Annotated in this window: 20 protein-coding genes and 1 other RNA gene; 18 read left to right on the top strand and 3 right to left on the bottom strand. The window is 71.0% G+C overall.

Translation table 11 applies throughout. The features are described 5' to 3' along the window. Nucleotides 1-246: 246 nt before the first annotated feature. Nucleotides 247-615, top strand: coding sequence for a DUF4870 family protein (locus tag HNR28_RS08620; RefSeq protein WP_052355966.1), 369 nt, complete (start codon nt 247-249; stop codon nt 613-615). Nucleotides 616-654: 39 nt separating this feature from the next. Here the strand turns inward: HNR28_RS08620 and HNR28_RS08625 are convergent, their stop codons facing one another. Beyond that, a complete protein-coding gene (locus HNR28_RS08625; RefSeq protein ID WP_043684703.1) occupies nt 655-927 on the bottom strand; it encodes an SWIB/MDM2 domain-containing protein in 273 nt (90 codons plus the stop codon). A gap of 167 nt (nt 928-1,094) precedes the next feature. Between HNR28_RS08625 and pyrC the strand changes: the two genes are divergently transcribed. Beyond that, nucleotides 1,095-2,177, top strand: a complete 1,083-nt coding sequence (gene pyrC / locus HNR28_RS08630) for a dihydroorotase (protein WP_151024904.1) — start codon at nt 1,095-1,097, stop codon at nt 2,175-2,177. 70 nt (nt 2,178-2,247) lie between these two features. On the opposite strand, the gene HNR28_RS08635 is transcribed toward pyrC, so the two are convergent. Then, nucleotides 2,248-4,152 (bottom strand): ATP-binding cassette domain-containing protein, encoded by a 1,905-nt coding sequence (locus HNR28_RS08635; RefSeq protein ID WP_043687824.1) that lies wholly within the window; start codon nt 4,150-4,152, stop codon nt 2,248-2,250. A 232-nt stretch (nt 4,153-4,384) separates the two neighbouring features. Here HNR28_RS08635 and rnpB point away from each other — a divergent pair. From rnpB to HNR28_RS08660, 5 genes are all read left to right on the top strand, one after another. Next, nucleotides 4,385-4,788, top strand: an RNA gene (gene rnpB / locus HNR28_RS08640) — RNase P RNA component class A. A gap of 198 nt (nt 4,789-4,986) precedes the next feature. Then, a complete protein-coding gene (locus HNR28_RS08645) occupies nt 4,987-5,838 on the top strand; it encodes an ABC transporter ATP-binding protein (protein ID WP_242404219.1) in 852 nt (283 codons plus the stop codon). After that, nucleotides 5,819-6,526: an ABC transporter ATP-binding protein gene (locus HNR28_RS08650; protein ID WP_043684700.1), complete on the top strand. Its 708-nt coding sequence runs from the start codon at nt 5,819-5,821 to the stop codon at nt 6,524-6,526. Before HNR28_RS08645 ends, HNR28_RS08650 begins: the two co-directional genes overlap by 20 nt. 4 nt (nt 6,527-6,530) lie before the next feature. Then, on the top strand, nt 6,531-7,664 hold the full coding sequence (locus HNR28_RS08655; RefSeq protein ID WP_084330741.1) for a branched-chain amino acid ABC transporter permease: 1,134 nt from the start codon (nt 6,531-6,533) through the stop codon (nt 7,662-7,664). 33 nt (nt 7,665-7,697) lie between these two features. After that, a complete protein-coding gene (locus tag HNR28_RS08660) occupies nt 7,698-8,903 on the top strand; it encodes a branched-chain amino acid ABC transporter permease (protein ID WP_052355965.1) in 1,206 nt (401 codons plus the stop codon). Between the two features lie 55 nt (nt 8,904-8,958). On the opposite strand, the gene HNR28_RS08665 is transcribed toward HNR28_RS08660, so the two are convergent. Beyond that, complete coding sequence (locus HNR28_RS08665) at nt 8,959-10,308, bottom strand: ABC transporter substrate-binding protein (RefSeq protein WP_151024903.1); 1,350 nt, start codon at nt 10,306-10,308, stop codon at nt 8,959-8,961. A 620-nt stretch (nt 10,309-10,928) separates the two neighbouring features. On the opposite strand from HNR28_RS08665, the gene mraZ reads away from it, so the two are divergent. Genes mraZ through HNR28_RS08720 form a run of 11 tightly spaced genes read left to right on the top strand, consistent with a single transcriptional unit; the run spans nt 10,929 to nt 24,558 of the window. Further along, nucleotides 10,929-11,357: a division/cell wall cluster transcriptional repressor MraZ gene (mraZ, locus tag HNR28_RS08670; RefSeq protein WP_043684694.1), complete on the top strand. Its 429-nt coding sequence runs from the start codon at nt 10,929-10,931 to the stop codon at nt 11,355-11,357. 8 nt (nt 11,358-11,365) lie between these two features. Beyond that, on the top strand, nt 11,366-12,424 hold the full coding sequence (gene rsmH, locus HNR28_RS08675) for a 16S rRNA (cytosine(1402)-N(4))-methyltransferase RsmH (RefSeq protein WP_043684691.1): 1,059 nt from the start codon (nt 11,366-11,368) through the stop codon (nt 12,422-12,424). Next, nucleotides 12,421-12,711, top strand: a complete 291-nt coding sequence (gene ftsL / locus HNR28_RS08680; RefSeq protein ID WP_043684688.1) for a cell division protein FtsL — start codon at nt 12,421-12,423, stop codon at nt 12,709-12,711. The genes rsmH and ftsL overlap by 4 nt, the downstream gene beginning before the upstream one ends. Continuing rightward, nucleotides 12,708-14,444, top strand: coding sequence for a peptidoglycan D,D-transpeptidase FtsI family protein (locus HNR28_RS08685; RefSeq protein WP_043684685.1), 1,737 nt, complete (start codon nt 12,708-12,710; stop codon nt 14,442-14,444). Before ftsL ends, HNR28_RS08685 begins: the two co-directional genes overlap by 4 nt. Further along, nucleotides 14,441-17,227, top strand: a complete 2,787-nt coding sequence (murF, locus tag HNR28_RS08690) for a bifunctional UDP-N-acetylmuramoyl-L-alanyl-D-glutamate--2,6-diaminopimelate ligase MurE/UDP-N-acetylmuramoyl-tripeptide--D-alanyl-D-alanine ligase MurF (RefSeq protein WP_043684682.1) — start codon at nt 14,441-14,443, stop codon at nt 17,225-17,227. Before HNR28_RS08685 ends, murF begins: the two co-directional genes overlap by 4 nt. Beyond that, a complete protein-coding gene (gene mraY / locus HNR28_RS08695) occupies nt 17,217-18,389 on the top strand; it encodes a phospho-N-acetylmuramoyl-pentapeptide-transferase (RefSeq protein WP_043684679.1) in 1,173 nt (390 codons plus the stop codon). Before murF ends, mraY begins: the two co-directional genes overlap by 11 nt. Continuing rightward, nucleotides 18,386-19,924, top strand: a complete 1,539-nt coding sequence (murD, locus tag HNR28_RS08700) for a UDP-N-acetylmuramoyl-L-alanine--D-glutamate ligase (protein ID WP_052355964.1) — start codon at nt 18,386-18,388, stop codon at nt 19,922-19,924. Before mraY ends, murD begins: the two co-directional genes overlap by 4 nt. Next, nucleotides 19,921-21,147 (top strand): putative lipid II flippase FtsW, encoded by a 1,227-nt coding sequence (gene ftsW, locus HNR28_RS08705; RefSeq protein ID WP_052355963.1) that lies wholly within the window; start codon nt 19,921-19,923, stop codon nt 21,145-21,147. The genes murD and ftsW overlap by 4 nt, the downstream gene beginning before the upstream one ends. Then, nucleotides 21,144-22,217 (top strand): undecaprenyldiphospho-muramoylpentapeptide beta-N-acetylglucosaminyltransferase, encoded by a 1,074-nt coding sequence (gene murG / locus HNR28_RS08710; protein WP_151024899.1) that lies wholly within the window; start codon nt 21,144-21,146, stop codon nt 22,215-22,217. The genes ftsW and murG overlap by 4 nt, the downstream gene beginning before the upstream one ends. Further along, nucleotides 22,214-23,620, top strand: coding sequence for a UDP-N-acetylmuramate--L-alanine ligase (gene murC, locus HNR28_RS08715; protein WP_151024900.1), 1,407 nt, complete (start codon nt 22,214-22,216; stop codon nt 23,618-23,620). Before murG ends, murC begins: the two co-directional genes overlap by 4 nt. After that, nucleotides 23,617-24,558: a D-alanine--D-alanine ligase gene (locus HNR28_RS08720; protein ID WP_151024901.1), complete on the top strand. Its 942-nt coding sequence runs from the start codon at nt 23,617-23,619 to the stop codon at nt 24,556-24,558. Before murC ends, HNR28_RS08720 begins: the two co-directional genes overlap by 4 nt. Nucleotides 24,559-24,564: the final 6 nt, after the last annotated feature.

The following is a 24,564-nucleotide window of genomic DNA, read 5'->3' on the forward strand; positions in this document are numbered from 1 at the left end:
CTTGAGTTCCTGGCTATAGGTGGACATGAATTCATTCCGATCGCTCCCTCAACTTCTGTTTTCAGAGGACCGGACATCTATTGTGACCGAGGGGGCCACGGCGCGTCTCCGGACCTGGCACGGGCGGCCAGACCGGCCTCCCGGCCACCCACGAGCGAGCGGCCCTCCACGGCGTGGCGGGCCGCATCCCTGCTAGAATGAACTTTTCAAACGCCGGCGCCCGCCCGCGCCTACGCAGGAGACTTCATGATCCAAGGCGACGACACTCCCGACATGGACAAGGGCCTGAATCAGCGGCAGCTCGTCCACCTGATGTATGCCCTGTTCGCCGTGGGCATCCTGTCCGCGGGGATCTTCGGTGCGGCCGTCCTGGCCGCCGTGGTGCTGGCCTATCTGAAGCGCGGCGACATGGTCGGCACCGTGTATGCCGGCCACATCGACTGGATCATCCGGACGTTCTGGTGGGGTCTGCTGTGGCTGGCGCTGAGCGCACTGGCCAGCCTGATCTTCGTCGGCTTCGTCACGGGTCTGGTGGCCGTGATCTGGATCATCTACCGCATCGCCAAGGGCTGGCTGGCGCATTGGGCCGGGGAAACGCCGCTTCCGGGCCTGTGATCCCGGCGGGGCTGCCGCGACAGCCCGCCGCAACCCCGTTTATTTCAGGTGTTGGCTGACCAGCTTGGTCAATTCAAACATCGAAACCTGGTCCTTGCCGAACAGGGGGCGCAGCTTGGCATCCGCATTGATGTTGCGGCGATTGGCGGGATCCTGGAGATCGTGCTTCTTGATATAGTCCCAGACGCGCTTGGTGACTTCGGTACGGGGCACGGCTTCGTTGCCGATCACGGCCGCCAGGGTGGCGCTGGGGGTCAGGGGCTTCATGAATGCCGCATTGGGTTTGCGACCTGATTTTTCGGTGGTTGCCATGTATGCAGGCTCCTATACAGTGCAGTGTTGAGTGAATTGCCCTCGCAGCATACCGCGTGTTTCCCCGAAAGACAAAACAGGATTGTCAGACCGTGTCACAGAGTTCTCCACTTGCTTCTCCGAATGTCGATGCGCCGCAGGCCGGGGTTTCCCCCGCGCCGGCGCGCATCCGCCTGACCCGTCCCGACGACTGGCATCTGCATCTGCGCGACGGCGCGGTGCTGCGCAGCGTGGTGATGGATTCGGCGCGGCAGTTCGGGCGCGCCATCATCATGCCCAACCTGAAGCCGCCGGTGCTGACGACCGAGGACGCGCGCGCCTACCGCGACCGCATCCTGGCCGCCCTGCGCCAGGCGCATGAACAGGCGGATGGACGGGGGCGGGCGGACGGGGGCGAGGCGTTGTCCTTCGAGCCCCTGATGACCCTGTACCTGACCGACCGGACCGCGCCCGACGAGATCCGCCGGGCGCGCGACAGCGGCTTCGTGCACGGGGTGAAGCTCTATCCGGCCGGGGCGACGACCCATTCCGACGCCGGCGTGACGGATCTGCTGGGCCAGTGCGCGGCCACGCTCGCCGCCATGCAGGACTGCGGCATGCCGCTGCTGGTCCATGGCGAGGTCACCGATCCCGCGGTCGACGTGTTCGACCGCGAGGCGGTCTTCATCGAGCGGGTCATGGTGCCCTTGCGGCGGGCCTTTTCCGCACTGAAGGTGGTGTTCGAGCACCTGACCACGGCCGACGGCGCGGCCTACGTCGCCGAGGCCGACGGCCCCATCGGCGCGACGCTCACGCCGCAGCACCTGCTGTACAACCGCAACGCCCTGTTCAAGGGCGGGCTGCGGCCCCACTGGTACTGCCTGCCGATCCTGAAGCGGGAAACCCACCGCCAGGCCCTGCTCGCGGCGGCCACCAGCGGCAATCCGCGCTTCTTCCTCGGGACGGACAGCGCGCCGCATCCGCGCGGCGCCAAGGAACAGGACTGCGGCTGTGCGGGCTGCTACACGGCCCGCCACGCCATGGCGCTGTACGCGGCGGCCTTCGAGTCCGTCGGCCGCCTGGACCGCCTGGAGGCCTTCGCCAGCCTGCACGGCCCGGCGTTCTACGGCCTGGCGCCCAATGCCGGCACCTTGACGCTGGAACGGGTCGCGGACCCGGTTCCCCGCGACCTGCCGCTGGGCGACGACGTGGTCGTGCCGCTGGCCGCCGGGGAGTCCCTGGCGTGGCGGGTGAGTCGGGACGCGGAATAGTCCCTGCGGGCGATTCCACGCCCGACGGATCGGAGACGCGGCTCAGTCGCCGACAGTCGGTCGTCGACACTCAGTCGCCGCGCTTGTCCTCCAGCAGGGTCCAGCGCTCGAACAGGGCTTCCAGCCTGCCTTCCAGCTCGCCCAGGGCCTGCTGGACGCGCTGCGCCTCGTCGGCGCCCTGGCTGTACAGGCCGGGGTCGGACAGGCGGGCGGCGAGGGCCGCCTGTTCCGCTTCCAGGGCGGAGATCCGGTCGGGCAGCCCGGCCAGTTCCTCGGCTTCCCAGGGGGCCAGGCGGTTCTTGCGCGGCTTGTCGGCGGCCCCGGCCGGGGCCGAAGCCGGGGCCGGGGTCTGGGTCGAAGTCTGGGCCGAAGTCGGGAGCCGGTCCGGGGCCTGGGCCGGTTGGCCCGCCGGCCGCTCCTTCGCGGTATCGGCCGCGCCGGCGCGGGCGGTCCGGGCCGGGGGCGCTTCCGCTGCGGCGGGACGCGGCCGCTGGGCCTCCCAGTCGTCGTAGCCGCCCACGTATTCCTGCCAGCGGCCGTCGCCCTCGGCGGCGATGGTCTGCGTGACCACGTTGTCCAGGAAGGTGCGGTCGTGGCTGACCAGCAGGACGGTGCCCTGGTAGTCCTGCAGCAGGCCTTCGAGCAGCTCCAGGGTGTCGATGTCCAGGTCGTTGGTGGGCTCGTCCAGCACCAATACGTTGTGGGGCTGGGCGAACATGCGCGCCAGCGCCAGGCGGGCGCGCTCGCCGCCGGACAGGCTGGAGACGGGGGAATGGGCGCGCGCCGCCGGGAAGAGGAAGTCCTCCAGGTAGCTCATGACGTGCTTGCGCTGGCCGCCGATCTCCACCCATTCGCTGCCCGGGCTGATGGTGTCGGCCAGGGTGGCGGATTCGTCGAGCCGGTCGCGCATCTGGTCGAAGTAGCCGATCGACAGGTTGGTGCCCAGGCGCACGCTGCCCTGCAGAGGCTGGAGCTCGCCCAGCAGGATGCGCAGCAGCGTCGTCTTGCCGGCGCCGTTGGGGCCGATCAGGCCGATGCGGTCGCCGCGCTGGATCAGGGTGCTGAAATCCCGGATCAGGATGCGGTCGTCGTAGCCGTGGGTGACGTTCTTCAGTTCGGCCACGAGCTTGCCGGAGCGCTGGCCGTCGGCCAGGGAGAACCGCACCTGGCCCTGCTGGTCGCGCCGCGCGGCGCGTTCGCGGCGCAGGGCCTCCAGGCGGCGCACCCGGCCTTCGTTGCGCGTGCGGCGCGCCTCGATGCCCTTGCGGATCCAGACTTCCTCCTGGGACAGCAGCTTGTCGAAGCGGGCGTTGGCCTGCTGCTCGGCGTCGAGCCACTGGGCCTTGCGCGCCTGCCAGGCGGAGAAATTGCCGGGGAAGCTGAGCAGCCGTCCGCGGTCGAGCTCGACGATGCGGGTGGCCACGGCGTCCAGGAAGCGGCGGTCGTGGGTGATCAGCACCACCGCCGCGCGTGTGGCGCGCAGCAGATTTTCCAGCCAGGCGATGCCGGCGAAGTCCAGATGGTTGGTCGGCTCGTCGAGCAGCAGCAGGTCGGGCTCCTGGACCAGAGCGTGGGCCAGGGCCACGCGCTTGCGCGTGCCGCCGGACAGGCCGCGGATGGGCAGGCCGGGATCGAGCCCCAGCGCGTCGATCAGCGCCCCGGCGCGGGCCGAGCGCTGCCAGTCCTCGGTCGCCAGCGGATCGCCGGACAGGTAGCCGAGCACGGTCTCGTCCTCCGGCAGCGCGGGCTCCTGCTCGACGGTGGCGATGCGCAGGCCGCCGCGCCGCCGGATCTCGCCGTCGTCGAGGCGCACGCGGCCGTCCAGGACGCGCAGCAGGGAGGACTTGCCGGCGCCGTTGCGGCCGATCAGGCCGATGCGCTCGCCGGCCAGCAGGGTCAGGTCGGCGTGGTCGAGCAGGGGATGGTGGCCGTAGGCGAGCTGGGCCTGGGCGAGGGAGAGCAGGATGTCGGACATGATGCGGGCAACGGTGGTGCGGCCGGTGGAGCGGCCGCCGGCGTCGCGGGCGGCCGGGGCCAAAAGGCTATTGTCGCAGGTTGGCCGGGGGCGTGCCCGGCGGACCGCCCGCAGCGGCGGATGCGCGTGGTGCGGCGCTCGGGCCGCCCGGGGCGGCCGGCCCCGCGATCCGGATCGGCGGATGCGCGTGGACGCCTCCGGCGGCTCCCCCGCTGTCGTACAATGCCGACGCGGGGCAGATCGGGCGATCGCGGTGCCGTCAGGCATCGAGGAAGGTCCGGACTCCATCGGGCGCGATAGCGGCTAACGGCCGTCCGGCGATCCTTTCGGGGAAAGCCGAGGAACAGGGCCACAGAGACGAGTCTGCCGCGGGGGTGCGCCGCGAGGTGCACACCGGTACGGCCATCTCCGTACCGTCCGTCCGGCCCGTCCGGGCGGTCCGCGGCAGGGTGAAACGCGGCAACCTCTATCGGGAGCAACATCAAATAGGCATGCGCCGGCTTCGTGCCGACAGGGCGGCCCGTCCGAGCATGCGGGTAGATGGCTAGAGCGGTCCAGCAATGGCCCGCCCAGAGGAATGATCGCCCGCCGGGGCAACCCGGCGTACAGAATCCGGCCTACAGATCTGTTCCGCTTCTTTCTCCGCTTTTCCGGCCCGGCCTGGCGCGACCTGGCGCGGCCTGTTCCGGCCCTCCGCGGACGCGGCCGCGGGGCGGCGGCCATAGGGACTTATGCGCATTCGGCCGCCGGGGCGGCTGTGATACCCTGAATCCTCATATCCAACCGACGGCCCGCCGCGCGCAGGCGCGGGGGTACGCCGGCCGGATTCCCGTCGTGGAAATCCAGGAGGCATCGGTGGCGGATTCGGCAGCATCGTCCCTGTCGGAAACGGATGTCGGCCAGCGGCATCCGCTGCTCGAGGTCCGGGACCTGAGCAAGAGCTTCGGCGGCCTGCGCGCCGTGGACCAGTGCTCGTTCCAGGTGGAACGCGGCACCATCACCGGCCTGATCGGCCCCAACGGCGCCGGCAAGACCACGGTGTTCAATCTCATTACCGGCTTCATCCCCCCCGATTCGGGGCGCATCCTGCTGGACGGCCAGGACATCGGCCACCAGCGTCCGGACCAGGTCTTCGCCCGCGGCCTGTGCCGCACCTTCCAGATCCCCCGCGAGCACGGCACCATGAGCGTCCTGGAAAACCTCATGCTGGTGCCGCCCGGGCAATCGGGCGAGCGCTGGTGGAACGCCCTGCTGCGCCCGGGCCGCGTCCGCGCCGAGGAAGCCGGCCACCTGCGCAAGGCGCGGGAAGTCCTGGAATACCTGCAGCTTGGCCACGTCCAGCACGAGTACGCGGCCAACCTGTCGGGCGGGCAGAAGAAGCTACTGGAAATGGGCCGCATGCTGATGGCGGACCCGCGGATCATCCTGCTGGACGAGCCGGCGGCCGGGGTCAACCGCACGCTGCTGCAGAGCATCGTGCGCAACATCCAGACCCTGTCACGCGAACGCGGGATCACTTTCCTGCTGATCGAGCACGACATGAACATGGTCATGAGCCTGTGCGATCCGGTCATCGTCATGAGCGAAGGACGCAAGCTGGCCGAAGGCGCGCCCGAGGCGGTGCGCAGCGACCCGGCGGTGCTGGAGGCCTACCTGGGAGGGCAGTATGCCGCTGCTGCAGGTTGACGCCGTCACGGCGGGCTATGGCGACACCGAGATCCTGCGCGCGGTGTCCATCCGGGTCGAGGCCGGCGAGATCGTCGCCATCATCGGCCCCAACGGGGCGGGCAAGTCCACCCTGATGAAGACGATCTTCGGCCTGCTGCATCCGCGCCAGGGCTCGATCGCCTTCGACGGCCACGACATCGCGCGCGAGGCGCCGCACCGCATCGTGCGGCTGGGCATGTGCTACGTGCCGCAGGTGGCCAACGTCTTCACCTCGCTGACGGTCGAGGAAAACCTGGAGATGGGCGCCTTCCCGATGGGCAGGATCGATCTGTCGGACAACAAGGAGCGCGTCTACGCGATGTTTCCCAAGCTGCGCCAGCGCCGCCGCCAGCTGGCGGGCCGGATGTCCGGCGGCGAGCGGCAGATGGTCGCGATGGGCAGCGCGCTGATGATGAGCCCCCGGCTGCTGCTGCTGGACGAGCCCACGGCCGCCCTGTCCCCCAAGCTGGTGGACGAGATCTTCGAGCGCATCGCCCGGATCAACGAGAGCGGCGTGGGCATCCTGATGGTCGAGCAGAACGCCCGCCAGTCGCTGGGGATGGCCCACCGCGGCTACGTGCTGGCCAACGGCGAGAACCGCCACGAGGGCACGGGCCGGGACCTGCTCGACGATCCGAACGTCGGGCGCCTCTACCTGGGAGGATGACGCGATGAGCGATACGGCGCGGCCCGCGGCGGACGAGGGCATGCCTCCGGATGTTCCAGGCATTTCGACGGCACCGGGCGCCCCGGCGGTCCGGGCGGCCGCGCCGCCCGCCGCGGATGCCGATGCGGTGGACGCCCGCGATGCGGGCGGGGCGCGCAGCAGCCGCTTCGTCGGCGGCGTGCTGCTGCTGGTGCTGGCCGGCATGTGGCTGGCGGGCTGGCTCTCGGGCACCAGCGTCGAGGACATGCTGTCCCTGACCGCGTGGGGCGTGATGCTGGGCGGCATCATCGCGCTGGGCGGCATCGGCCTGACGCTCTGCTACGGCGTGCTGAAATTCCCCAATTTCGCCCACGGCGAATTCCTCACCCTGGGGGCGTACGTGACCTACGGCATGGTGCTCGTCCTGCCGCAGTCCAATCCCATCTGGCGGTTTTCCTTCGGCTGGGAACTCCTCGTCGGCCTGCTGGTGGCGGCGGCGGTCACCGCCGTGGTGGCGATCGTGATCGACCGGCTGCTGTACCGGCCGCTGCGCCGGCACCAGTCGCCGCTGGTGCTGCTGGCCATGGCCTCGCTGGGCATGGAGTTCCTGCTGCGGGGCATCGTCTATCTCGTCTGGGGATCGGACTTCCATTTCTATTATTCGGGGCGCTCCAATCCGGCGCTGGCCCTGCCCTTCGGCCTGCGCCTGCAGGCGGACCAATTCTTCGTCTTCGCCCTGGCCGTCGTCCTGGTGGCGCTGCTGTACTGGATGCTGACCCGCACGCGCATCGGCAAGGCCATGCGCGCGACGGCCGACAACCCCGACCTGGCCCAGGTGCGCGGCATCGACACCGAGCAGGTCGTCGCCTGGACCTGGGCCATCGGCGCGGGACTGGCCGCCATCGGCGGGGTCATGTACGGGCTGGCGTCGCAGATGCGCCCGGACATGGGCTTCGTGCTGCTGCTGCCGCTGTTCGCGGCGGTGATCATGGGCGGGATCGGCAGCGCCTGGGGGGCGCTGGTCGGCTCGGTCATCATCGGCATCGCCATGCAGCTCACTTCCGCCTTCCTGAACCCGGCCTACGGGCCGGCGGTCGCCTTCGTCCTGATGGTGCTGGTGCTGCTGATGCGGCCCCAGGGGCTGTTCGCCCAGCGCTAGGGCCGTCACACACACGCATCGAGGAGCCGGACCATGGACCCCCTGCATCTGCTCAAAGCCTGCTTCCTGCTGGTGCCGGCCTTCCTGCTGGGCTGCCTGCTGTTTTCCGCCCTGCGCTGGCGCGCGCGCCTGCCGGCGGCCCTCGTCCTGGCGTGCGTCCTGGCCTTCGGCATCGCGGGCCTGCTGCCCGGCAGCATGGATTACCTGGTGTCCTTCAGCATCATGGCGATCATCTACTCGATCCTGTCGCTGGGCCTGAACGCGCAATGGGGCTACAACGGCCACCTGAACTTCGGCGTGGCCGGCTTCTTCGCCGTGGGGGCGTTCATCATGGCGCTGTTCGTCACCGCGCCGCCCTCGGGGATGATGGCGGCCTACGCCCAGCAGTGGTTCGGCCTGGAGGCGCCCTATCTGCTCGGGGTGGCGGCCGCGGGCGTCATGGCGGGCGTGGTGGCCTGGCTGATCGCCCAGCCCATCCTGCACCTGCGGGCGGATTTCCTGGCGATCGCCACGCTGGGGATCGCCGAGATCATCCGCCTCGTCTTCCAGAACGAGCGCTGGCTGGCCAACGGGCCGCAGCCCATGTCCGGCATCCCGCAGCCCCTGTCCTGCGTCTTCGACCGCGAAGGCTGCGGCTGGCTGCCCGACGCCCTGCAGACCGTGCTGTCCATCATGCAGCCGCGGGACTACGGCTACCTGTACCTGGTGATCGTCGCGCTCGCGCTGGCCCTGACCTACGCCGTGCTGGAAGCCATGGTGCGCTCGCCCTGGGGCCGCGCGCTGCGCGCCGTGCGCGACGAGGAGGATTCGGCCGCCATGAGCGGCAAGCCCGTCAAGTCCCTGCGCGTGCAGTCCTTCGTGCTGGGCGCCGTCGTCATCGGCGTGGCTGGCGCGCTGTACGCGCCGTACATGGTCACGATCGACTACAGCCACTTCAAGCCGCTGTTCGCCACTTTCCTCGTCTGGGTGATGCTGATGCTGGGCGGCAGCGGCAACAACAAGGGCGCCATCCTGGGGGCCTTCGTGATCTGGGCCGTCTGGAGCGGCACGGGCTTCGTCACCGACTCTCTGCAGGTCGCCCTGCAGGGGGTGGCCCCCGACGTGGCTTCCCGCATGTCCTTCCTGCGCTGGGCCTTCGTCGGGCTGCTGCTGGCGCTGATCGTGCTGTATCGCCCGCAGGGCATCCTGCCCGAGAAAAAGCGCGTGTCCCGCTTCCTGGACGGAGAGCCGGAGGATTAGCCGCGCGGTTCCCGGCGGGGCGCGCGGAGATCCGGCGGCCCCGCAGCCTTGCGCCTCAGCCGGCCGGGATGTCCTTGGCGGCGACCATCTTCACCGTCTCGATCTGGCCGCCCGCGTACTTCCAGATGTTGACGGGCGTGATGACGTCGCCGTTCTTGTCGAAGTCGCACGGGCCGGCGACCCCGTTGTAGTTGATCTTCTTCTTGTCCTTCAGGGCCTGGAGCATCCGGGTGACGCGCTCCTGGCTGCCGCCGTCGATCATCTCGCCCGGCGGATTGGCGACCTTGCGCAGCTCGTCGCGCAGCATCGTGCCCGTGATCTTCGAGGCGTCGGTGGCCCCGCCGGCCACGACGGCGGCCATGGCCAGGCCCGCCACCAGGCCGGCGTCGTACGAGCAGGTGGTGAAGGGCGGGAAGTGGTCGTATTTGTAGGTGGACAGGTAGGTCTTGGCGAAATCGCGGTAGGACTGCGTGCTGGTGTCCTCGCCCGGCGCCGTGCCGTAGAGGCCGTCCATGTCCTTGGCGCCGACTTCCTTGATGATGTCGATGCTGGCGTTGCCGTCGGTGAACTGCCAGCGGGTGAAGTTGAAGGTGTCGCGGGATTCCTTGCAGATGGCGATGGTGTGCGCCGGGTAGCTGACGATGAGGAGCAGGTCGGGCTTGTCCTTCAGGGCCTGGGACAGCATGGACTTGTAGGTGGGCTGGACTTCCTCGGGGTGCGGGACTTCCGCCAGGACGGTGCCGCCGCGCTTCTTGAAGGCGGCGGCGAAGGCGTTGGACAGGCCCTGCCCGTAGGGATTGTTGATATAGATGGTGGCCACGCGCTTGAACTTGTAGGCCGGGTCGAGCTCGCCGTTGACGAACTGGGCGGCCACCACGCCCTGCATGGCGTCCGACGCGCTGGTGCGGAACAGCAGGTCGGCCTTGGCGTCGGCGGGCAGCACGCTGACCAGCGGGGACGTGGTGCCGTTGCCGATCTGCAGGACGCCGGACGGGATGGTGACCGAAGTCGCCACGGCGACCGTGACGCCGCTGGACCAGCCGTTGATGATGACCGGCGTGTGCTGGGTGTCGATCATCTGGCGGGCCGCCTGCACGCCGACCGTCGGCAGGGTCGCGCTGTCGGCCGTGACGTGGTGGGCGATGAGGGGGCCGCCGAAGACCTCCTTGGCGGCGGTGTTGATCTGGTCGACGGCCAGCCGCACCGCGTCGCGGTAGTAGGGACCGAACTCGGCCGCGGAGCCCGTCATGGGCAGGACCTGGCCGAGGTTGATGGCGGGCGGGGCGCCGGCGGCCAGGGCGCGTCGCAGCGGCAGGATGCCGCCGAGCATCATCACGCCGCCCGCGGTCCCGACGGACTGCAGGAAATGACGGCGCGACGAGGGGGAATGGGCTTGATCCGACATGCGAAATCTCCTTTCTGGTGACTGACGAGACGACAGGCAAACGCAAAAATGGCCCCTGCGCTACGCAGCCTGCGGCCGCTTGCATCCACCTCGCGGCCTGCATGCCGCTCGGATTCGTCAGGCACGGAATGGTCCGCAGGGACTATCCCGTGTCCTGACTCATCCCCCCGAGGGGGGCGCTTTTTGCCTTGGGGCGGCCCGGCGGCAAAGAAGGCTCGGATGCTTTCGAGTCCGGCGCCCGGGGACATGCCGGTGCTGTGGCCGGTGTTTCGGCCCGGGAGGTGAAAGTTCATTACATCGGCTGGCCCGGGGCCTGTCAATCGGGAATTGATGCAGGTGGGGACCGGCGGCCGCGCCCGTCCGCCGCGGGGAGCACGCGGGAGGCGTCCCCGGGGCCGTCCGGAGGCCCCGGGCAAAGGCCCCGACCTGATAAAGGACTTTCAGTTTGGTTTCCAATATATTGATTTTTCAGGCGTTTGTTTATCGGTGAATTCTCCGGAACAGTTGTAAGTGCTTGTTGTCATTGAAGAAAATTCAATTTTTGCCTTGACCGGTGCCGATCCATCCCGTAGAGTGGGACAAAGTAGATTTTTGTGTCATGAAGTGGGAGGAACCCCCTCGTGTTTCAGGGAAGCAGCGCGCTCACGCTGGATGCCAAGGGTCGGATGTCCATTCCGGCCCGGTATCGCGACGCCCTGCTGGCCCAGGAACAGGGGCGCCTGACCCTGACACGGCATCCGGACGGCTGCCTGATGATCTATCCCCGCTCCACCTGGGAGGCCAAGCGCGAGCAGATCGCCGCGCTGCCGGCCTCGGCGCGGCCGCTGCAGCGCCTGCTGCTGGGCAACGCCCAGGACGTGGAGATGGACGGGGCGAGCCGCATCCTGGTGGCGCCCGAATTGCGCACGGCGGCCGGCCTGAACCGCGACGTCATGCTGCTCGGGCTCGGGTCCAACTTTGAACTGTGGGATCGCGCCCAATGGGAGGCGCGTTGCATGGCGGACGTGGGCAACCTCGATCCGGCCATTCTTGAACAGATCTCTTTCTGAACCCGCACATGGCGTATTCCCATCGCACCGTTCTGCTGGAACCGGCCATCGACGCATTGTTGAGCCCGGCGTTCGGCCGCCGGTCGGCGGTGCCCGCGGCGGACGCCCCGCCGCCGGACGGCATCTACGTGGACGGCACCTTCGGGCGCGGAGGCCATAGCCGCCTGCTGCTGAGCCGGCTGGGCCCGCGCGCGCGCCTGCTGGTGTTCGACAAGGATCCGGCGGCCATCGCCGAGGCGCAGGCGCTGCGCGCCGCCGACGGGCGGGTCGAGGTCGTGCACGACGGTTTCGCCACCCTGGACGCGCAGCTGGACCGCCTGGGCATCGACCGGGTGGACGGCGTGCTGCTGGACCTGGGCGTGTCCTCGCCCCAGATCGACGAGGCGGAACGCGGGTTCTCGTTCATGCGGGACGGCCCGCTGGACATGCGCATGGACACCAGCCGGGGTCAGACGGCGGCGCAATGGCTGGCCGAGGCCGACCAGGAACAGATCAAGGAGGTCATCGCAGATTATGGCGAAGAACGGTTTGCTTTCCAGATTGCAAAGGCGATTGCTGTGCGCCGCCAATCCGGGCCGCTGCGCACCACGGGCGAACTTGCCCAGCTCGTCGCCGGTGCCGTCCGTACGCGCGAAAAGGGCCAGCACCCGGCCACCCGCACCTTTCAAGCTATACGGATTCACATCAATGAAGAGCTCGCGCAGCTCGCGCACGCCCTCCCGGCAGCGCTGACGCGCCTGCGCGCGGGCGGGCGCCTGGCCGTGATCAGCTTCCACTCGCTGGAAGACCGCATGGTCAAGCAGTGCTTCGCCGCCGCCGCCCACCCGGGCCGCGACCGGGCGCGGCTGCCGATCCCCGAGCGCGACATGCCGCAGCCCTATGTCACCCTGCTGGGCCGCGTCCTGGCGGACGAGGCCGAGGTGGCGGACAACGTGCGCGCGCGCTCGGCCGTGCTGCGGGTGGCCGAGCGCACCGGCGCGCCCCTGTCGCCGGAGCAGGCCGCGGGCTTCGTGCGCCTGCCGGGCCGTCCGTCCGCGCCGCGCCGGGCGGGGAGGGCCGCGCGATGATCCGGCTGAACCTCTTCCTGGCGTTCCTGCTCATGGCCTCGGCCATTTCGCTGGTCACGGTGCGCTTCCAGACGCGCGAACTGTTCGTCGCGTCCGAGCGGCTGAAGTCCCACGCGCACGAGCTGGACGCGGAATGGCGCCGCCTGCAGCTCGAACGGGCGGAACTGGCGCGCAACGCGCGCATCGATTCGATCGCCCGCGCCGACCTGCATCTGGTGTCGGTGACGCCCGACCGCACGATCTACCTGCAGCAGCCGGCTCCCGCCGCGCAGGAGAGCCGTCCGTGAAGCGCTTCGGTTTCCACGAAAGCCCCGTGCTGGCGGGCCGCCCGGCCTTCTGGCGGGCGCGGCTGGTGGTGATCGTGCTCATGCTGGGTTTCGCCGCGCTGGCGGCCAAGGCGCTGAACCTGCAGATCCTGTCCAACGAATTCCTCCAGCGCCAGGGCGAGCGCCGCTACGAGCGCACCCTGGTGCTGCCGGCTTCGCGCGGCAAGATCCTGGACCGCAGCGGCTCGGTGGTGCTGGCCTCCAGCGTGCCGGCCAAGGCCATCTGGGCGATCCCCGAGGACTTCCACAAGGCCTCCGAGGCTCAGGTCGCCGAACTGGCGCGCCTGCTGGACATCGCCCCGGCCGAACTGCGCCAGCGCACCCAGGACGAGGACAAGAATTTCGTCTACCTGCAGCGGCAGGTGGCCGCCGACAAGGCCAAGGCCATCCATCAGCTGAAGATCCCCGGGGTCCAGCAGCTCGCCGAGACGCGCCGCTTCTATCCGGAAGGCGAGGTCATGGCGCACATCGTCGGCTTCACCAACATCGAGGACCGCGGCATCGAAGGCATCGAGCTGGCGTTCAACGACCGGCTGTCGGGCCAGCCGGGCTCCCGGCGCGTGATCCGGGACCGCCTGGGCCGCGTGGTCGAGGACGTCCAGGCCGTGGTGCCGCCGGTCGACGGCCAGAACCTGCAGCTGTCCATCGACGCCGGCATCCAGTTCGACACCTACGCCGCGCTCAAGACCGCCATGAAGGAGCACCAGGCGCGCGCGGCGGCGGCCATCGTGCTGGATGCCCGCTCGGGCGAGATCCTGGCGATGGTCAATCTGCCGTCCTACGACCCGAACGACAACTCGGCGCGCACGGGCGAGGCGCTGCGCAACCGCGTCGTGACTGACACCTTCGAGCCCGGCTCCATCATGAAGCCGTTCACGGCCGCGCTGGCCCTGGACGAGGGCAAGATCACGACCCGCACGCTGTTCGACACCGGCAACGGCCGCTACAGCTACCAGGGCGCCGTGATTTCCGACGTCAGCCGCAACGGCGTGCTGGACGTGGGCGGCATCATCCAGCGCTCCAGCAACATCGGCATGACCATGATCTCGGAGCGCCTGACGTCCCAGTCGATGTGGGAAAAGTTCTCGGCGCTGGGGTTCGGGCGCGTGCCCCAGACGCATTTCCCCGGCATGGCCTCGGGGCGGTTGCGGCCCTGGCAGCGCTGGCGGCCGATCGAGCGCGCCACCATGGCCTACGGCTACGGCCTGTCCGTCTCCCTGCTCCAGGTCGCGCACGCCTACACCGTCTTCGCCCGCAACGGCGACATGGTGTCGCTGTCCCTGCTGCGCCGCGAGGGCCAGCCCACCAGCGTCCAGGTCTACACGCCCGAGATCGCCCAGCTGATGCGCGGCATGCTGGAGGCCGCCGCCGGCCCGGACGGCGCCAAGCTCGCCCGCGTCCAGGGCTACCGGGTGGCCGGCAAGAGCGGCACCGCGCGCAAGATCGTCAACGGCCAGTACAGCAAGACCAAGTACCGCGGCTCCTTCGTCGGACTGGCGCCGGTGTCCGATCCGCGCATCGTCGTGGCCGTGTCCATCGATGAGCCGGGCGCCGGGGGGTATTATGGCGGCCGCGTGGCCGCACCCGTCTTTTCCGACATCGTTTCAAGCACCCTGCGCCGCCTCGGCGTGCGGCCCGACGCCCCCGTGGATTCCCTGGTGGCGGTGGCGGCGCAGGGGGGACGCACACAATGATCATGTTAGACATCATGGCCTGGCTGGACGAGCGGGTCGATCGCAGGGCGGATCTCTGCCTGGATTCGCGCCAGCTGCGGCCGGGCGACGTGTTTTTCGCCTGCCCCGGGATCGCCGCGGACGGCCGCGCCTATATGGAAGCGGCCGTGGCGGCCGGCGCGGCCGCCATCGTCCGGCAGGCCGGCGGCGGCCATCCTTCGCCCGCCGCCGTGCCGGTCCTGGAAGTCGAGGGTCTGGCCGCGCTGCTGGGCCAGGTCGCCCACCTGTGGTATGGCCGGCCGTCGGACGCGCTGACCGTGATCGCCGTCACCGGCACCAACGGCAAGACCTCCACCACGCAGTGGATCGCGGCGGCGCTCAATGCCGAGGGCATGCCCTGCGGCACCGTCGGGACGCTGGGCGTGACGCTGCCCGACGGCGGCAACCTGGGCGGCGCGCTGACCACGCCGGACGTGCTGACGCTGCACCGCAGCCTGGCCGCCATCGTGCGCGCGGGCGGCGTGGCGGCCGCCATCGAGGCGTCCTCGATCGGCATCGAGCAGGGCCGCCTGGACGGGGTCAGCATCCAGGTGGCGGGCTTCACCAACCTGACGCGCGACCATCTGGATTACCACGGCACGGAAGAACGCTACAAGCAGGCGAAGTTCGCCCTGTTCGCCCGGCCCGGCCTGCGCGGCGCGGTCATCAACGCCGACGACGCGGCGGGGCGGGAATTGCTGGCGGGCGCTGCGCCCTCGGGCCACCGGGTGGGCTACAGCCTGCGGCGCGACGGCGGCGCGGCCTTCCGGGCCGAGGACATCCAGCATGGCGCCACCGGCCTGGTCTTCAATCTGGTGGTGCCCGACGGCAGCGCCCAGATCCTGACCCACCTGGTCGGGGAACACAACATCTCCAACCTGCTGCTGGTGGCCGGCGTGCTGCGCGAGCTGGGCTGGGGGCTGAGCCGCATCGCCCGCGCCCTGGCCGTGCTGCATCCGGTGCCGGGCCGCCTGCAGGTGGTCACGGCGCTGGGCGGCGCCAGCGCGGCGCGGCCCCAGCCGCTGGTCGTGGTGGATTACGCGCACACGCCGGACGCGCTGGAGCGGGCGCTGACGGCCCTGCGGCCGCTGGCCCGGGACCGCGGCGGCCGGCTGCGCTGCGTGTTCGGCTGCGGCGGCGACCGCGACGCCGGCAAGCGGCCCCTGATGGGCGCCGTGGCGGCCCGCCTGGCCGACGAGGTCGTGGTTACCACCGACAATCCGCGCAGCGAGCCGCCCGAGGCCATCATCGAAGAGATCGTGGCGGGCATGCCGCGCCGCCCGGACGTCCGGGTCGATCGGGCCGACGCCATCCTGGAGGGCATCTGGGGCGCCGAGGAACGCGACGTGGTGCTGCTGGCCGGCAAGGGCCACGAGACCTACCAGGAAGTCCGGCACGTGCGCAGCCCCTTCGACGACCGGGAATGGGCGCGCTTCGCGCTGACCTGGCGGCAGGGGGCGGAGCTGTCCACCGACACCCGCGCGCTGCCGGCCGGCGCCCTGTTCCTGGCGCTCGAAGGCGAGCGCTTCGACGGCCACGACTACCTGGACGCGGCCGCCCGGGCCGGTGCGCGTGCGGCCCTCGTCGCCCGCCCGGTCCCCGGCGCCGGCCTGCCCCAGATCGTGCTGGGCGACACCCGCCTGGCCCTGCGGCGCGCGGCCACCGCCTGGCGGCGCCAGTTCCGCATCCCCGTCATCGCGGTGACCGGCAGCAACGGCAAGACCACGACCAAGGAAATGATCGCCGCCATCCTGGCGGCCTGGTGCGGCGAGGAGGGCCGTCTGGCGACGCGCGGCAACCTCAACAACGACATCGGCCTGCCGCTGACGGTGCTGCGCCTGCGTCCGGCGCACCGCGCCGCCGTGCTGGAACTGGGCATGAACCACCCGGGCGAGATCGCCGTGCTGGCCGCCATCGCCCAGCCGACGGTGGCGCTGGTGAACAACGCGCAGCGCGAGCACCAGGAATTCATGAGCACGGTCGAGGCCGTGGCGCGCGAGAACGGCGCCGTGCTGCAGGCGCTGCCGGCCGACGGCGTGGCGGTGTTTCCGGCCGACGAGGAATACAGCGGCCTGTGGCGGGAGCTGGCCGGCGACCGCCGGATGCGGCGCTTCGGCTTCGCCGACACGGCCGATGCGCATGCCTCGCAGATCCGCGCCGGGACGGCGCAGACGGAATTCCGCCTGCACCTGGGCGCGGAGACCGTGCCGGTCGTCCTGCATGCGCCGGGCCGGCACAATCTGCGCAACGCCCTGGCGGCGGCGGCCTGCGCCTGGGCGGCCGGCGCGCCGGCGGCGGCCATCGCGGCCGGCCTGGCGGCCTTCTCCCCGGTGGGCGGCCGGATGCAGCCGCGGCCCCTGTCCGACGGCTTCCAGCTGATCGACGACAGCTACAACGCCAATCCGGATTCCGTGCGCGCCGCCATCGACGTGCTGGCCGGGCTGGACGGCCGGCGCATCCTGGTGCTGGGCGACATGGCCGAAGTCGGCGACCAGGGGCCGGCGATGCACGCCGAGGTCGGCGCCTATGCCCGCCAGTGCGGCGTGGACGCGCTGCTGACGCTGGGGCCGGCGGCCCGCGGGGCCGCGCAGGCCTTCGGCGCGCAGGCCCAGGCCTTCGACGCGTTCGAGGAGCTGCTGCCGCACCTGCTGGCGGCGCGCCCCGGCCACATCCTGGTCAAGGGCTCGCGCAGCATGCGCATGGAGCGCGTGGTGCAGGCGCTCGACATGGACGCGTCCGCGCAGGGGGGCGATCATGCTGCTTGAACTGGCGCGCTGGCTGTCCGACGAGCATTTCCGCGCCTTCGGCGTGGTGGAATACATCACCTTCCGCGCGCTGCTGGCCTGCGCCACGGCGCTGGCCATCGGCCTGCTGGCCGGCCCCTGGCTGATCCGCCGCCTGACGGCGCTGAAGATCGGCCAGGCGGTGCGCAGCTACGGCCCCCAGACCCACCTGCAGAAGAACGGCACCCCCACCATGGGCGGCGCGCTGATCCTGATCGGCATCGGCATCAGCACCCTGCTGTGGGCCGACTGGACCAACCGCTTCGTCTGGGTGGTGCTGCTGGTGACCTTCGGCTTCGGCTGGATCGGCTGGGCCGACGACTACCGCAAGGTCGTGCACCACGATCCCGAAGGCATGCCGGCGCGGCAGAAGTTCTTCTGGCAGGCCCTGATCGGCGCCGTGGCCGCCGTCTACCTCAGCTTCGCCGTGTCGGTGCCGGCCAACACGGAGCTCTGGCCGCTGTTCCGCGGCTGGGTCCTGAGCGGCTTTTCCATGCCGCTGCCGGCGCGCGCCGACCTGATCGTGCCGTTCTTCAAGACCGTCAGCTACCCGCTGGGCGTGTTCGGTTTCGGCGCGCTGACCTGGCTGGTGATCGTGGGCACGAGCAACGCCGTCAACCTGACCGACGGGCTGGACGGGCTGGCGATCATGCCCACCGTGATGATCGGCTCGGCCCTGGGCATCTTCGCCTACGTGGTCGGGCGGGTGGACTATTCCAGGTACCTGCTGTTCCCCTACATCCCGGGCGCCTCCGAGCTGATGGTGCTGTGCGCCGCCATCGCCGGCGCGGGCCTGGCCTTCCTCTGGTTCAACACCTATCCCGCCCAGGTCTTCATGGGCGACGTGGGCGCCCTGGCGCTGGGCGGCGCGCTGGGCACGATCGCCGTCATCGTGCGCCAGGAGATCGTCCTGTTCATCATGGGCGGGGTGTTCGTGGTCGAGACCCTGTCGGTGATGCTGCAGGTCACCTGGTTCAAGTACACCAAGAAGCGCTATGGGGAAGGCCGGCGGATCTTCCGCATGGCGCCGCTGCACCACCATTTCGAGGTGGGCGGCTGGAAGGAAACCCAGGTGGTGGTCCGCTTCTGGATCATCACCATGATGCTGGTCCTGGTGGGCCTGTCGAGCCTGAAGCTGCGATGACGAGCGCCTGCGACTTCCCCTCCCTGCGCCGCGACGGCCTGACCCTGATCCTGGGATTGGGGGAGACGGGCGTGGCCGCGGCGCGCTGGTGCGCCGCGCGCGGCGCCCGCCTGCGGGTGCTGGACACGCGCGCGCAGCCGGGCGGGCTGGACGCTCTGGCGGCGGACGGCATCGCCGCCGACCTGCGCCTGGGCCCCGATGCCCTGGCGGAAGCGGCGCTCGACGAGGTCCATACGCTGGTGCTCAGCCCGGGACTGAATCCGCACGAGGCCCCCGTCGCGCCCCTGCTGGCGGCGGCGCGCGCGCGCGGCATCGAGGTGCTGGGCGAGATCGAGCTGTTCGCCCGCGCCCTGGCCGACCTGCGCGCGCAGGGCTATGCGCCCGCGCTGCTGGCGGTGACGGGCACCAACGGCAAGACCACGGTCACGTCGCTGACGCGCCACCTGGCCGAGGCGGCCGGCCGCCGCGTGCGCGCCGCCGGCAACATCGGGCCGGCCGCGCTCGCCAGCCTGCAGGACGCGCTGGAGCGCGACGAGCTGCCCGAGGTCTGGGTGCTGGAGCTCTCCAGCTTCCAGCTGGAAGCCACGCACTCCCTGGCGCCGGACGCGGCCACGGTGCTCAACGTCACGCAGGACCACCTGGACTGGCACGGCACGATGCAGGCCTACGCGGCGGCCAAGGCGCGCCTGCTGGAGATGGCGCGGATCGCCGTCGTCAACCGCGACGACCCGCTGGTGCGGGACATGGTGCGCGACCCGGCCGGCGAGCGGGTGCGCGGCTTCGGCTCGGACGCCCCGGCTCTGGCCGGGGATCTGGGCCTGCTGACGCAGCAGGGCCTGGCCTGGCTGGCGGCCGCGCCCGAGGTCGAGGCCGACCCCGCCGCCCAGGCGCCGGCCCGCCGCCGCCGCGCGGCGGCGGACGCGGGCCCCGTCCGGCGGCCCGCCGCCGCGGCCCAGCCGTTGATGCCGGCCGAGGCGCTGCGCATCCGCGGCGCCCACAACGCGCTCAATGCGCTGGCGGCCCTGGCCCTGGGCCGCGCCATCGGCCTGGACTGGGCGCCGATGCTGCACGCGCTGCGCTCCTACCAGGGCGAGGCGCACCGCACGGAATTCGTGCGCGCGATCGCGGGCGTCGATTTCATCGACGACAGCAAGGGCACCAACGTGGGCGCCACGCTGGCCGCCCTGAAGGGACTGGGCCGGCCGGTGGTGCTGATCGCCGGCGGCCTGGGCAAGGGCCAGGATTTCACGCCCCTGGCGCCGGCCGTGCGCGCCCACGCGCGCGCCGTGCTGCTGATCGGCCAGGACGGGCCCCTGATCGGCCAGGCCCTGGCGGACTGCGGCGTGCCGTTGCAGCCCTGCGCGACGCTGGAGGAAGCCGTCGCGCGCGGCCTGGAACTGGCGCGGCCGGGCGACGCCGTGCTGCTGTCGCCCGCCTGCGCCAGCATGGACATGTTCCGCAACTACGCCCACCGCAGCGCCTGCTTCGTCGCGGCCGTGCGCGAGCTCGCGGCCGAACGCGGAGAAGTGGCATGAGCGCGCCGGGGCGTACGACGGGCATGCCCGGGTCCCTGGGCGGCGGCGTGAACACGGTGCGCCCGGGGCGCACGGCCATGCCCAGCGTGGACGTGGGCCTGATCGTGGCGGTCAGCGCCCTGGTCCTGTTCGGCCTGCTGATGGTGTATTCGGCCTCGATCGCCCTGGCCGACGGGCCGCGCTACGAGAGCTACGGCCGCTTCTATTTCGTCGGCCGCCATGCCGCCTTCATCGTCATCGGCCTGCTGGCCGCGCTGTTCACCGCCAGCGTGCCGATGCGCATCTGGCAGAAGGTGTCCGTGCCGCTGTTCGTGCTGGCGCTGCTCCTGCTGATGGTGGTGCTGGTTCCCGGCATCGGCCGCGAGGTCAACGGCGCGCGCCGCTGGCTGTCGCTCGGGCCGGTGAACTTCCAGCCCTCGGAGCTGATGAAGGCCGCCATCCTGCTGTACGCGGCCGATTACGTGGTGCGCAAGCAGGCCCACCTGCAGGGCTTCGTGCGCGGCTTCGTGCGCGGCTTCACGCCCATGGCGCTGGCGCTGATGCTGGTCGGGGTGCTGCTGCTGCTGGAACCCGACCTGGGCGCCTTCATCGTCATCGGCGCCATCGCCGTCGGCATCCTCTTCATCGGCGGCATCAACCTCAAGCTGTTCACCCTGCTGCTGGGCGGGGTGATGTCCAGCTTCCTGATGCTGATCTGGCTGTCGCCCTGGCGCCGCGAGCGCCTGTTCGTCTACCTCGATCCCTGGAATCCGGACAACGCCTACGGCAGCGCCTACCAGCTGTCCCATTCCCTGATCGCCCTGGGGCGGGGCGAATGGTTCGGCGTCGGCCTGGGCGCCAGCATCGAGAAGCTGCATTACCTGCCCGAGGCGCACACCGACTTCATCGTCGCCGTGATCGGCGAGGAACTCGGCCTGGTCGGCGTGCTGTGCCTGATCGCCGTGTTCGTCTACATCGTCATGCGCGGTTTCGACATCGCCCGCCAGGCCATGGTGCTGGAGCGGGTCTTCGACGGCCTGGTCGCGCAGGGCGTGGCCCTGTGGATGGGCGTGCAGACCTTCATCAACATCGGCGTCTGCCTGGGCCTGCTGCCCACCAAGGGGCTGACCCTGCCGCTGGTGAGCTACGGCGGCTCGGGCATCGTCATGAACCTGGTGGCCATCGCGCTGCTGCTGCGGGTGGATTACGAGACCCGCTGCATGATGCGGGGGAAACGGCGATGAGCGCGCGCACGATCCTCATCATGGCGGGCGGCACGGGCGGGCACATCATGCCGGGACTGGCCGTGGCCGAAGTCCTGCGCGCCGCCGGCTGGCGGGTGCTGTGGCTGGGCGATCCGGACCGCATGGAAGGCCGCCTGGTGCCGGCGCGCGGCATCGAGCTGCTGCCGCTGCGCTTCGGTGGCGTGCGCGGCAAGGGCGCCGCGGCCCTGCTGAAGCTGCCCTTCACCCTGGGCGCGGCCTGCCTGCGGGCGCGCCGGCTGCTGCGCGCGCACCGCCCCGACGTCGTGCTCGGCATGGGCGGCTACGCGGCCTTCCCGGGCGGCCTGATGGCGCGCCTGGCGGGCATCCCCCTGGTCGTGCACGAGCAGAACGCCGTGGCGGGCACCGCCAACCGCGTCCTGGCCCGCTTCGCCAGCCGCGTGCTGTGCGGCTTTCCGGGGGCGCTGCCCGATGCCCTGATGGTGGGCAATCCGGTGCGCGCCGCGCTGGAATCGGTCGCCCCCGCGGGCGAGCGCTACGCCGGCCGCGAGGGGCCGCTGCGCCTGCTGGTGGTGGGCGGCAGCCTGGGGGCGGCGCGCCTGAACGAACTGGTGCCCGAGGCGCTGGCGCTGCTGCCGGCGCCGTCGCGGCCGCGCGTGCGCCACCAGGCGGGCGAGCGCCACGCCGAGGGCGTGCGCCGCACTTACGAACGCCTGGGCGTCGAAGGCGAGGTCACGGCCTTCATCGACGACATGGCCGAGGCCCTGGGCTGGGCCGACCTGGTCGTCTGCCGGGCCGGCGCCATGACCGTGGCCGAGGTCGCGGCCGTGGGCGTGGCGGCCCTGTTCATCCCGCTGCCGCACGCCATCGACGACCACCAGACGGCCAACGCCCGCTACCTGTCGGAATGCGGCGGCGGCTGGATGATGCGCCAGGCCGAGCTGGACGCGGCCGGGCTGTCGGCCTGGCTGGCGGCGCGCCAGCGGCCGGAACTGGCCGCCGTGGCCGCCCACGCCCGCGAACACGCAAGTCTGAACGCCGCGCAGCTGATTGCCGATGCCTGCGTCCACAGCCTGGAGGAATCGGCATGAAGCATCGCATCCGCAACATCCACTTCGTCGGCATCGGCGGCTCGGGCATGAGCGGCATCGCCGAGGTCCTGCTGAACCTGGGCTATTCCATCAGCGGCTCCGACGTCCAGGAAACCGCCGTGACGCGGCGGCTGGCGTCGCTGGGCGCGCGCATCCTGATCGGCCATGCCGCCGAGCACGTCCGGGGCGCCGGCGCCCTGGTCACGTCCACCGCCATCCATGCGGACAATCCGGAAGTCCTGGCGGCCCGCGCCGCGCACATCCCGGTGGTGCCCCGCGCCCTGATGCTGGCCGAGCTGATGCGCCTGAAGCGCGGCATCGCCATCGCCGGCACGCACGGCAAGACCACCACCACCAGCCTCGTGGCCAGCGTGCTGGCGGCCGGCGGGCTGGACCCCACCTTCGTCATCGGCGGGCGGCTGAACGCGGCCGACGCCAACGCGCGGCTGGGCCAGGGCGACTACATCGTCGTCGAGGCCGACGAGTCCGACGCCTCGTTCCTGAACCTGCTGCCGGTGATGGCGATCATCACCAACATCGATCTCGACCACATGGACACCTACGGGCACGATGTGGCGCGCCTGAAGAGCGCCTTCGTCGAGTTCACCCAGCGCCTGCCCTTCTACGGCAGCGCGGTGCTGTGCGTGGACGACGCCAACGTGCGCGAGATCATCCCCTTCGTGTCGCGGCCGGTGACGACCTACGGCATCGACATGCCGGCCCAGGTGCGCGCGCGCGACCTGCGCGCCGACGGCACCGTCATGTGCTTCGAGGTCGAGCGCGACAGCGGCCAGGACCGGCTCCCGCCCCTGTCCGTGCGGCTGAACCTGCCGGGCCGGCACAACGTGCTCAACGCCCTGGCCACCATCGCCGTCGCCACCGAGCTGGGCGTGCCCGACGCGGTCATCGCCGAGGCGCTGGCCCAGTTCCGCGGCGTGGGGCGCCGCTTCACCCAGGTCGGCCGCTTCCCCGTGGCGGAGAAGAACGGCGGCGGCACGTACGCCGTGGTCGACGACTACGGCCATCATCCGGTCGAGATGGCGGCGACCCTGGCGGCCGCGCGCGGCGCCTGGCCGGACCGCCGCATCGTGCTCGCCTTCCAGCCGCACCGCTACACGCGCACGCGCGACTGCTTCGAGGACTTCGTGCGCGTGCTCGGTTCGGCCGACGCGGTGCTGCTGACCGAGGTCTATCCGGCCGGCGAGACGCCCCTGGTGGCCGCCGACGGCCGCGCCCTGGCGCGCGCCCTGCGGGTGGCCGGCAAGGTCGAGCCGGTGTTCGTCGAGGACGTGGCCGACATGGCGGCCGCGATCGGGGATTTCGCCCGCGACGGGGACGTCGTCATCATCATGGGGGCGGGCTCCATCAGCCGCGTCCCCGCGCAACTGGGGAGCCCGCTATGAGCCAGGCATTCGGCCGCGTGGGCGTGCTGTACGGCGGCAGTTCGGCCGAGCGGGAAGTCTCGCTGATGTCGGGTGCCGGCGTCTGCGCCGCGCTGCGCGAGGAAGGCGTGGACGCCCATCTGTTCGACACCGGCGAGCGCAGCCTGGCGGAGCTGGCGGCGGCGGGCTTCGACCGCGTCTTCATCGCCCTGCACGGCCGCTATGGCGAGGACGGCACGCTGCAGGGCGCGCTGGAGCTGCTGCGCATCCCCTATACCGGCAGCGGCCCGCTGGCCTCCTGCCTGGCGATGGACAAGATCGCCACCAAGCGGCTGTGGCTGCAGCACGGGCTGCCCACGCCGCGCTTCGCCGAGCTCGCCTGCGACGCCGATCCCTCCGGGCTGGCCGATACCCTGGGCCTGCCGCTGATCGTCAAGCCGCCGCACGAGGGCTCGACGCTGGGCCTGACCCGCGTCGAGACGGCGGAGCAGCTGCGCGAGGCGCAGGCGCTGGCCTGCCGCTTCGACGACCTGGCGCTGGCCGAGCAGTTCATCCGCGGACGCGAGCTGACCGTGCCGGTCCTGGGCTCGGGGGCGGACGCGCGGGCGCTGCCGATCATCGAAATCATCGCGCCCCAGGGCAACTACGACTACGAGCACAAGTACGTGTCCAACGACACCCGCTACGAATGCCCGGCCCGCCTGCCCGACGCGCTGACGCGGCACATCCAGGACCTGGCCGTGCGCGCCTACCGGGCGCTGGGCTGCGAAGGCTGGGGCCGGGCCGACGTGATGCTCGACGGGCAGGACCGGCCCTGGCTGCTCGAAATGAACACCTCGCCGGGCATGACGAGCCATTCGCTCGTGCCCATGGGCGCGCGCGCCGCCGGCATGAGCTACGGCCGCCTGTGCGTGGAAATCCTGTCCACGGCGCGCTGCAAGCTGCGCCCGGCGGGCTGAGGGGAG

Origin of the sequence: Castellaniella defragrans (assembly GCF_014203015.1) — a bacterium.
Taxonomy (GTDB): domain Bacteria; phylum Pseudomonadota; class Gammaproteobacteria; order Burkholderiales; family Burkholderiaceae_B; genus Castellaniella; species Castellaniella defragrans.

Coding starts and splice junctions, on each gene's coding strand:
- HNR28_RS08655 (WP_084330741.1), top strand. CDS start 6,531: ATGAGCGATACGGCGCGGCCCGCGGCGGACGAGGGCATGCCTCCGGAT.
- HNR28_RS08625 (WP_043684703.1), bottom strand. CDS start 927: ATGGCAACCACCGAAAAATCAGGTCGCAAACCCAATGCGGCATTCATG.
- HNR28_RS08650 (WP_043684700.1), top strand. CDS start 5,819: ATGCCGCTGCTGCAGGTTGACGCCGTCACGGCGGGCTATGGCGACACC.
- mraY (WP_043684679.1), top strand. CDS start 17,217: ATGCTGCTTGAACTGGCGCGCTGGCTGTCCGACGAGCATTTCCGCGCC.
- murC (WP_151024900.1), top strand. CDS start 22,214: ATGAAGCATCGCATCCGCAACATCCACTTCGTCGGCATCGGCGGCTCG.
- HNR28_RS08665 (WP_151024903.1), bottom strand. CDS start 10,308: ATGTCGGATCAAGCCCATTCCCCCTCGTCGCGCCGTCATTTCCTGCAG.
- murD (WP_052355964.1), top strand. CDS start 18,386: ATGACGAGCGCCTGCGACTTCCCCTCCCTGCGCCGCGACGGCCTGACC.
- ftsW (WP_052355963.1), top strand. CDS start 19,921: ATGAGCGCGCCGGGGCGTACGACGGGCATGCCCGGGTCCCTGGGCGGC.
- HNR28_RS08635 (WP_043687824.1), bottom strand. CDS start 4,152: ATGTCCGACATCCTGCTCTCCCTCGCCCAGGCCCAGCTCGCCTACGGC.
- HNR28_RS08620 (WP_052355966.1), top strand. CDS start 247: ATGATCCAAGGCGACGACACTCCCGACATGGACAAGGGCCTGAATCAG.
- murG (WP_151024899.1), top strand. CDS start 21,144: ATGAGCGCGCGCACGATCCTCATCATGGCGGGCGGCACGGGCGGGCAC.
- HNR28_RS08660 (WP_052355965.1), top strand. CDS start 7,698: ATGGACCCCCTGCATCTGCTCAAAGCCTGCTTCCTGCTGGTGCCGGCC.
- rsmH (WP_043684691.1), top strand. CDS start 11,366: ATGGCGTATTCCCATCGCACCGTTCTGCTGGAACCGGCCATCGACGCA.
- HNR28_RS08720 (WP_151024901.1), top strand. CDS start 23,617: ATGAGCCAGGCATTCGGCCGCGTGGGCGTGCTGTACGGCGGCAGTTCG.
- ftsL (WP_043684688.1), top strand. CDS start 12,421: ATGATCCGGCTGAACCTCTTCCTGGCGTTCCTGCTCATGGCCTCGGCC.
- murF (WP_043684682.1), top strand. CDS start 14,441: ATGATCATGTTAGACATCATGGCCTGGCTGGACGAGCGGGTCGATCGC.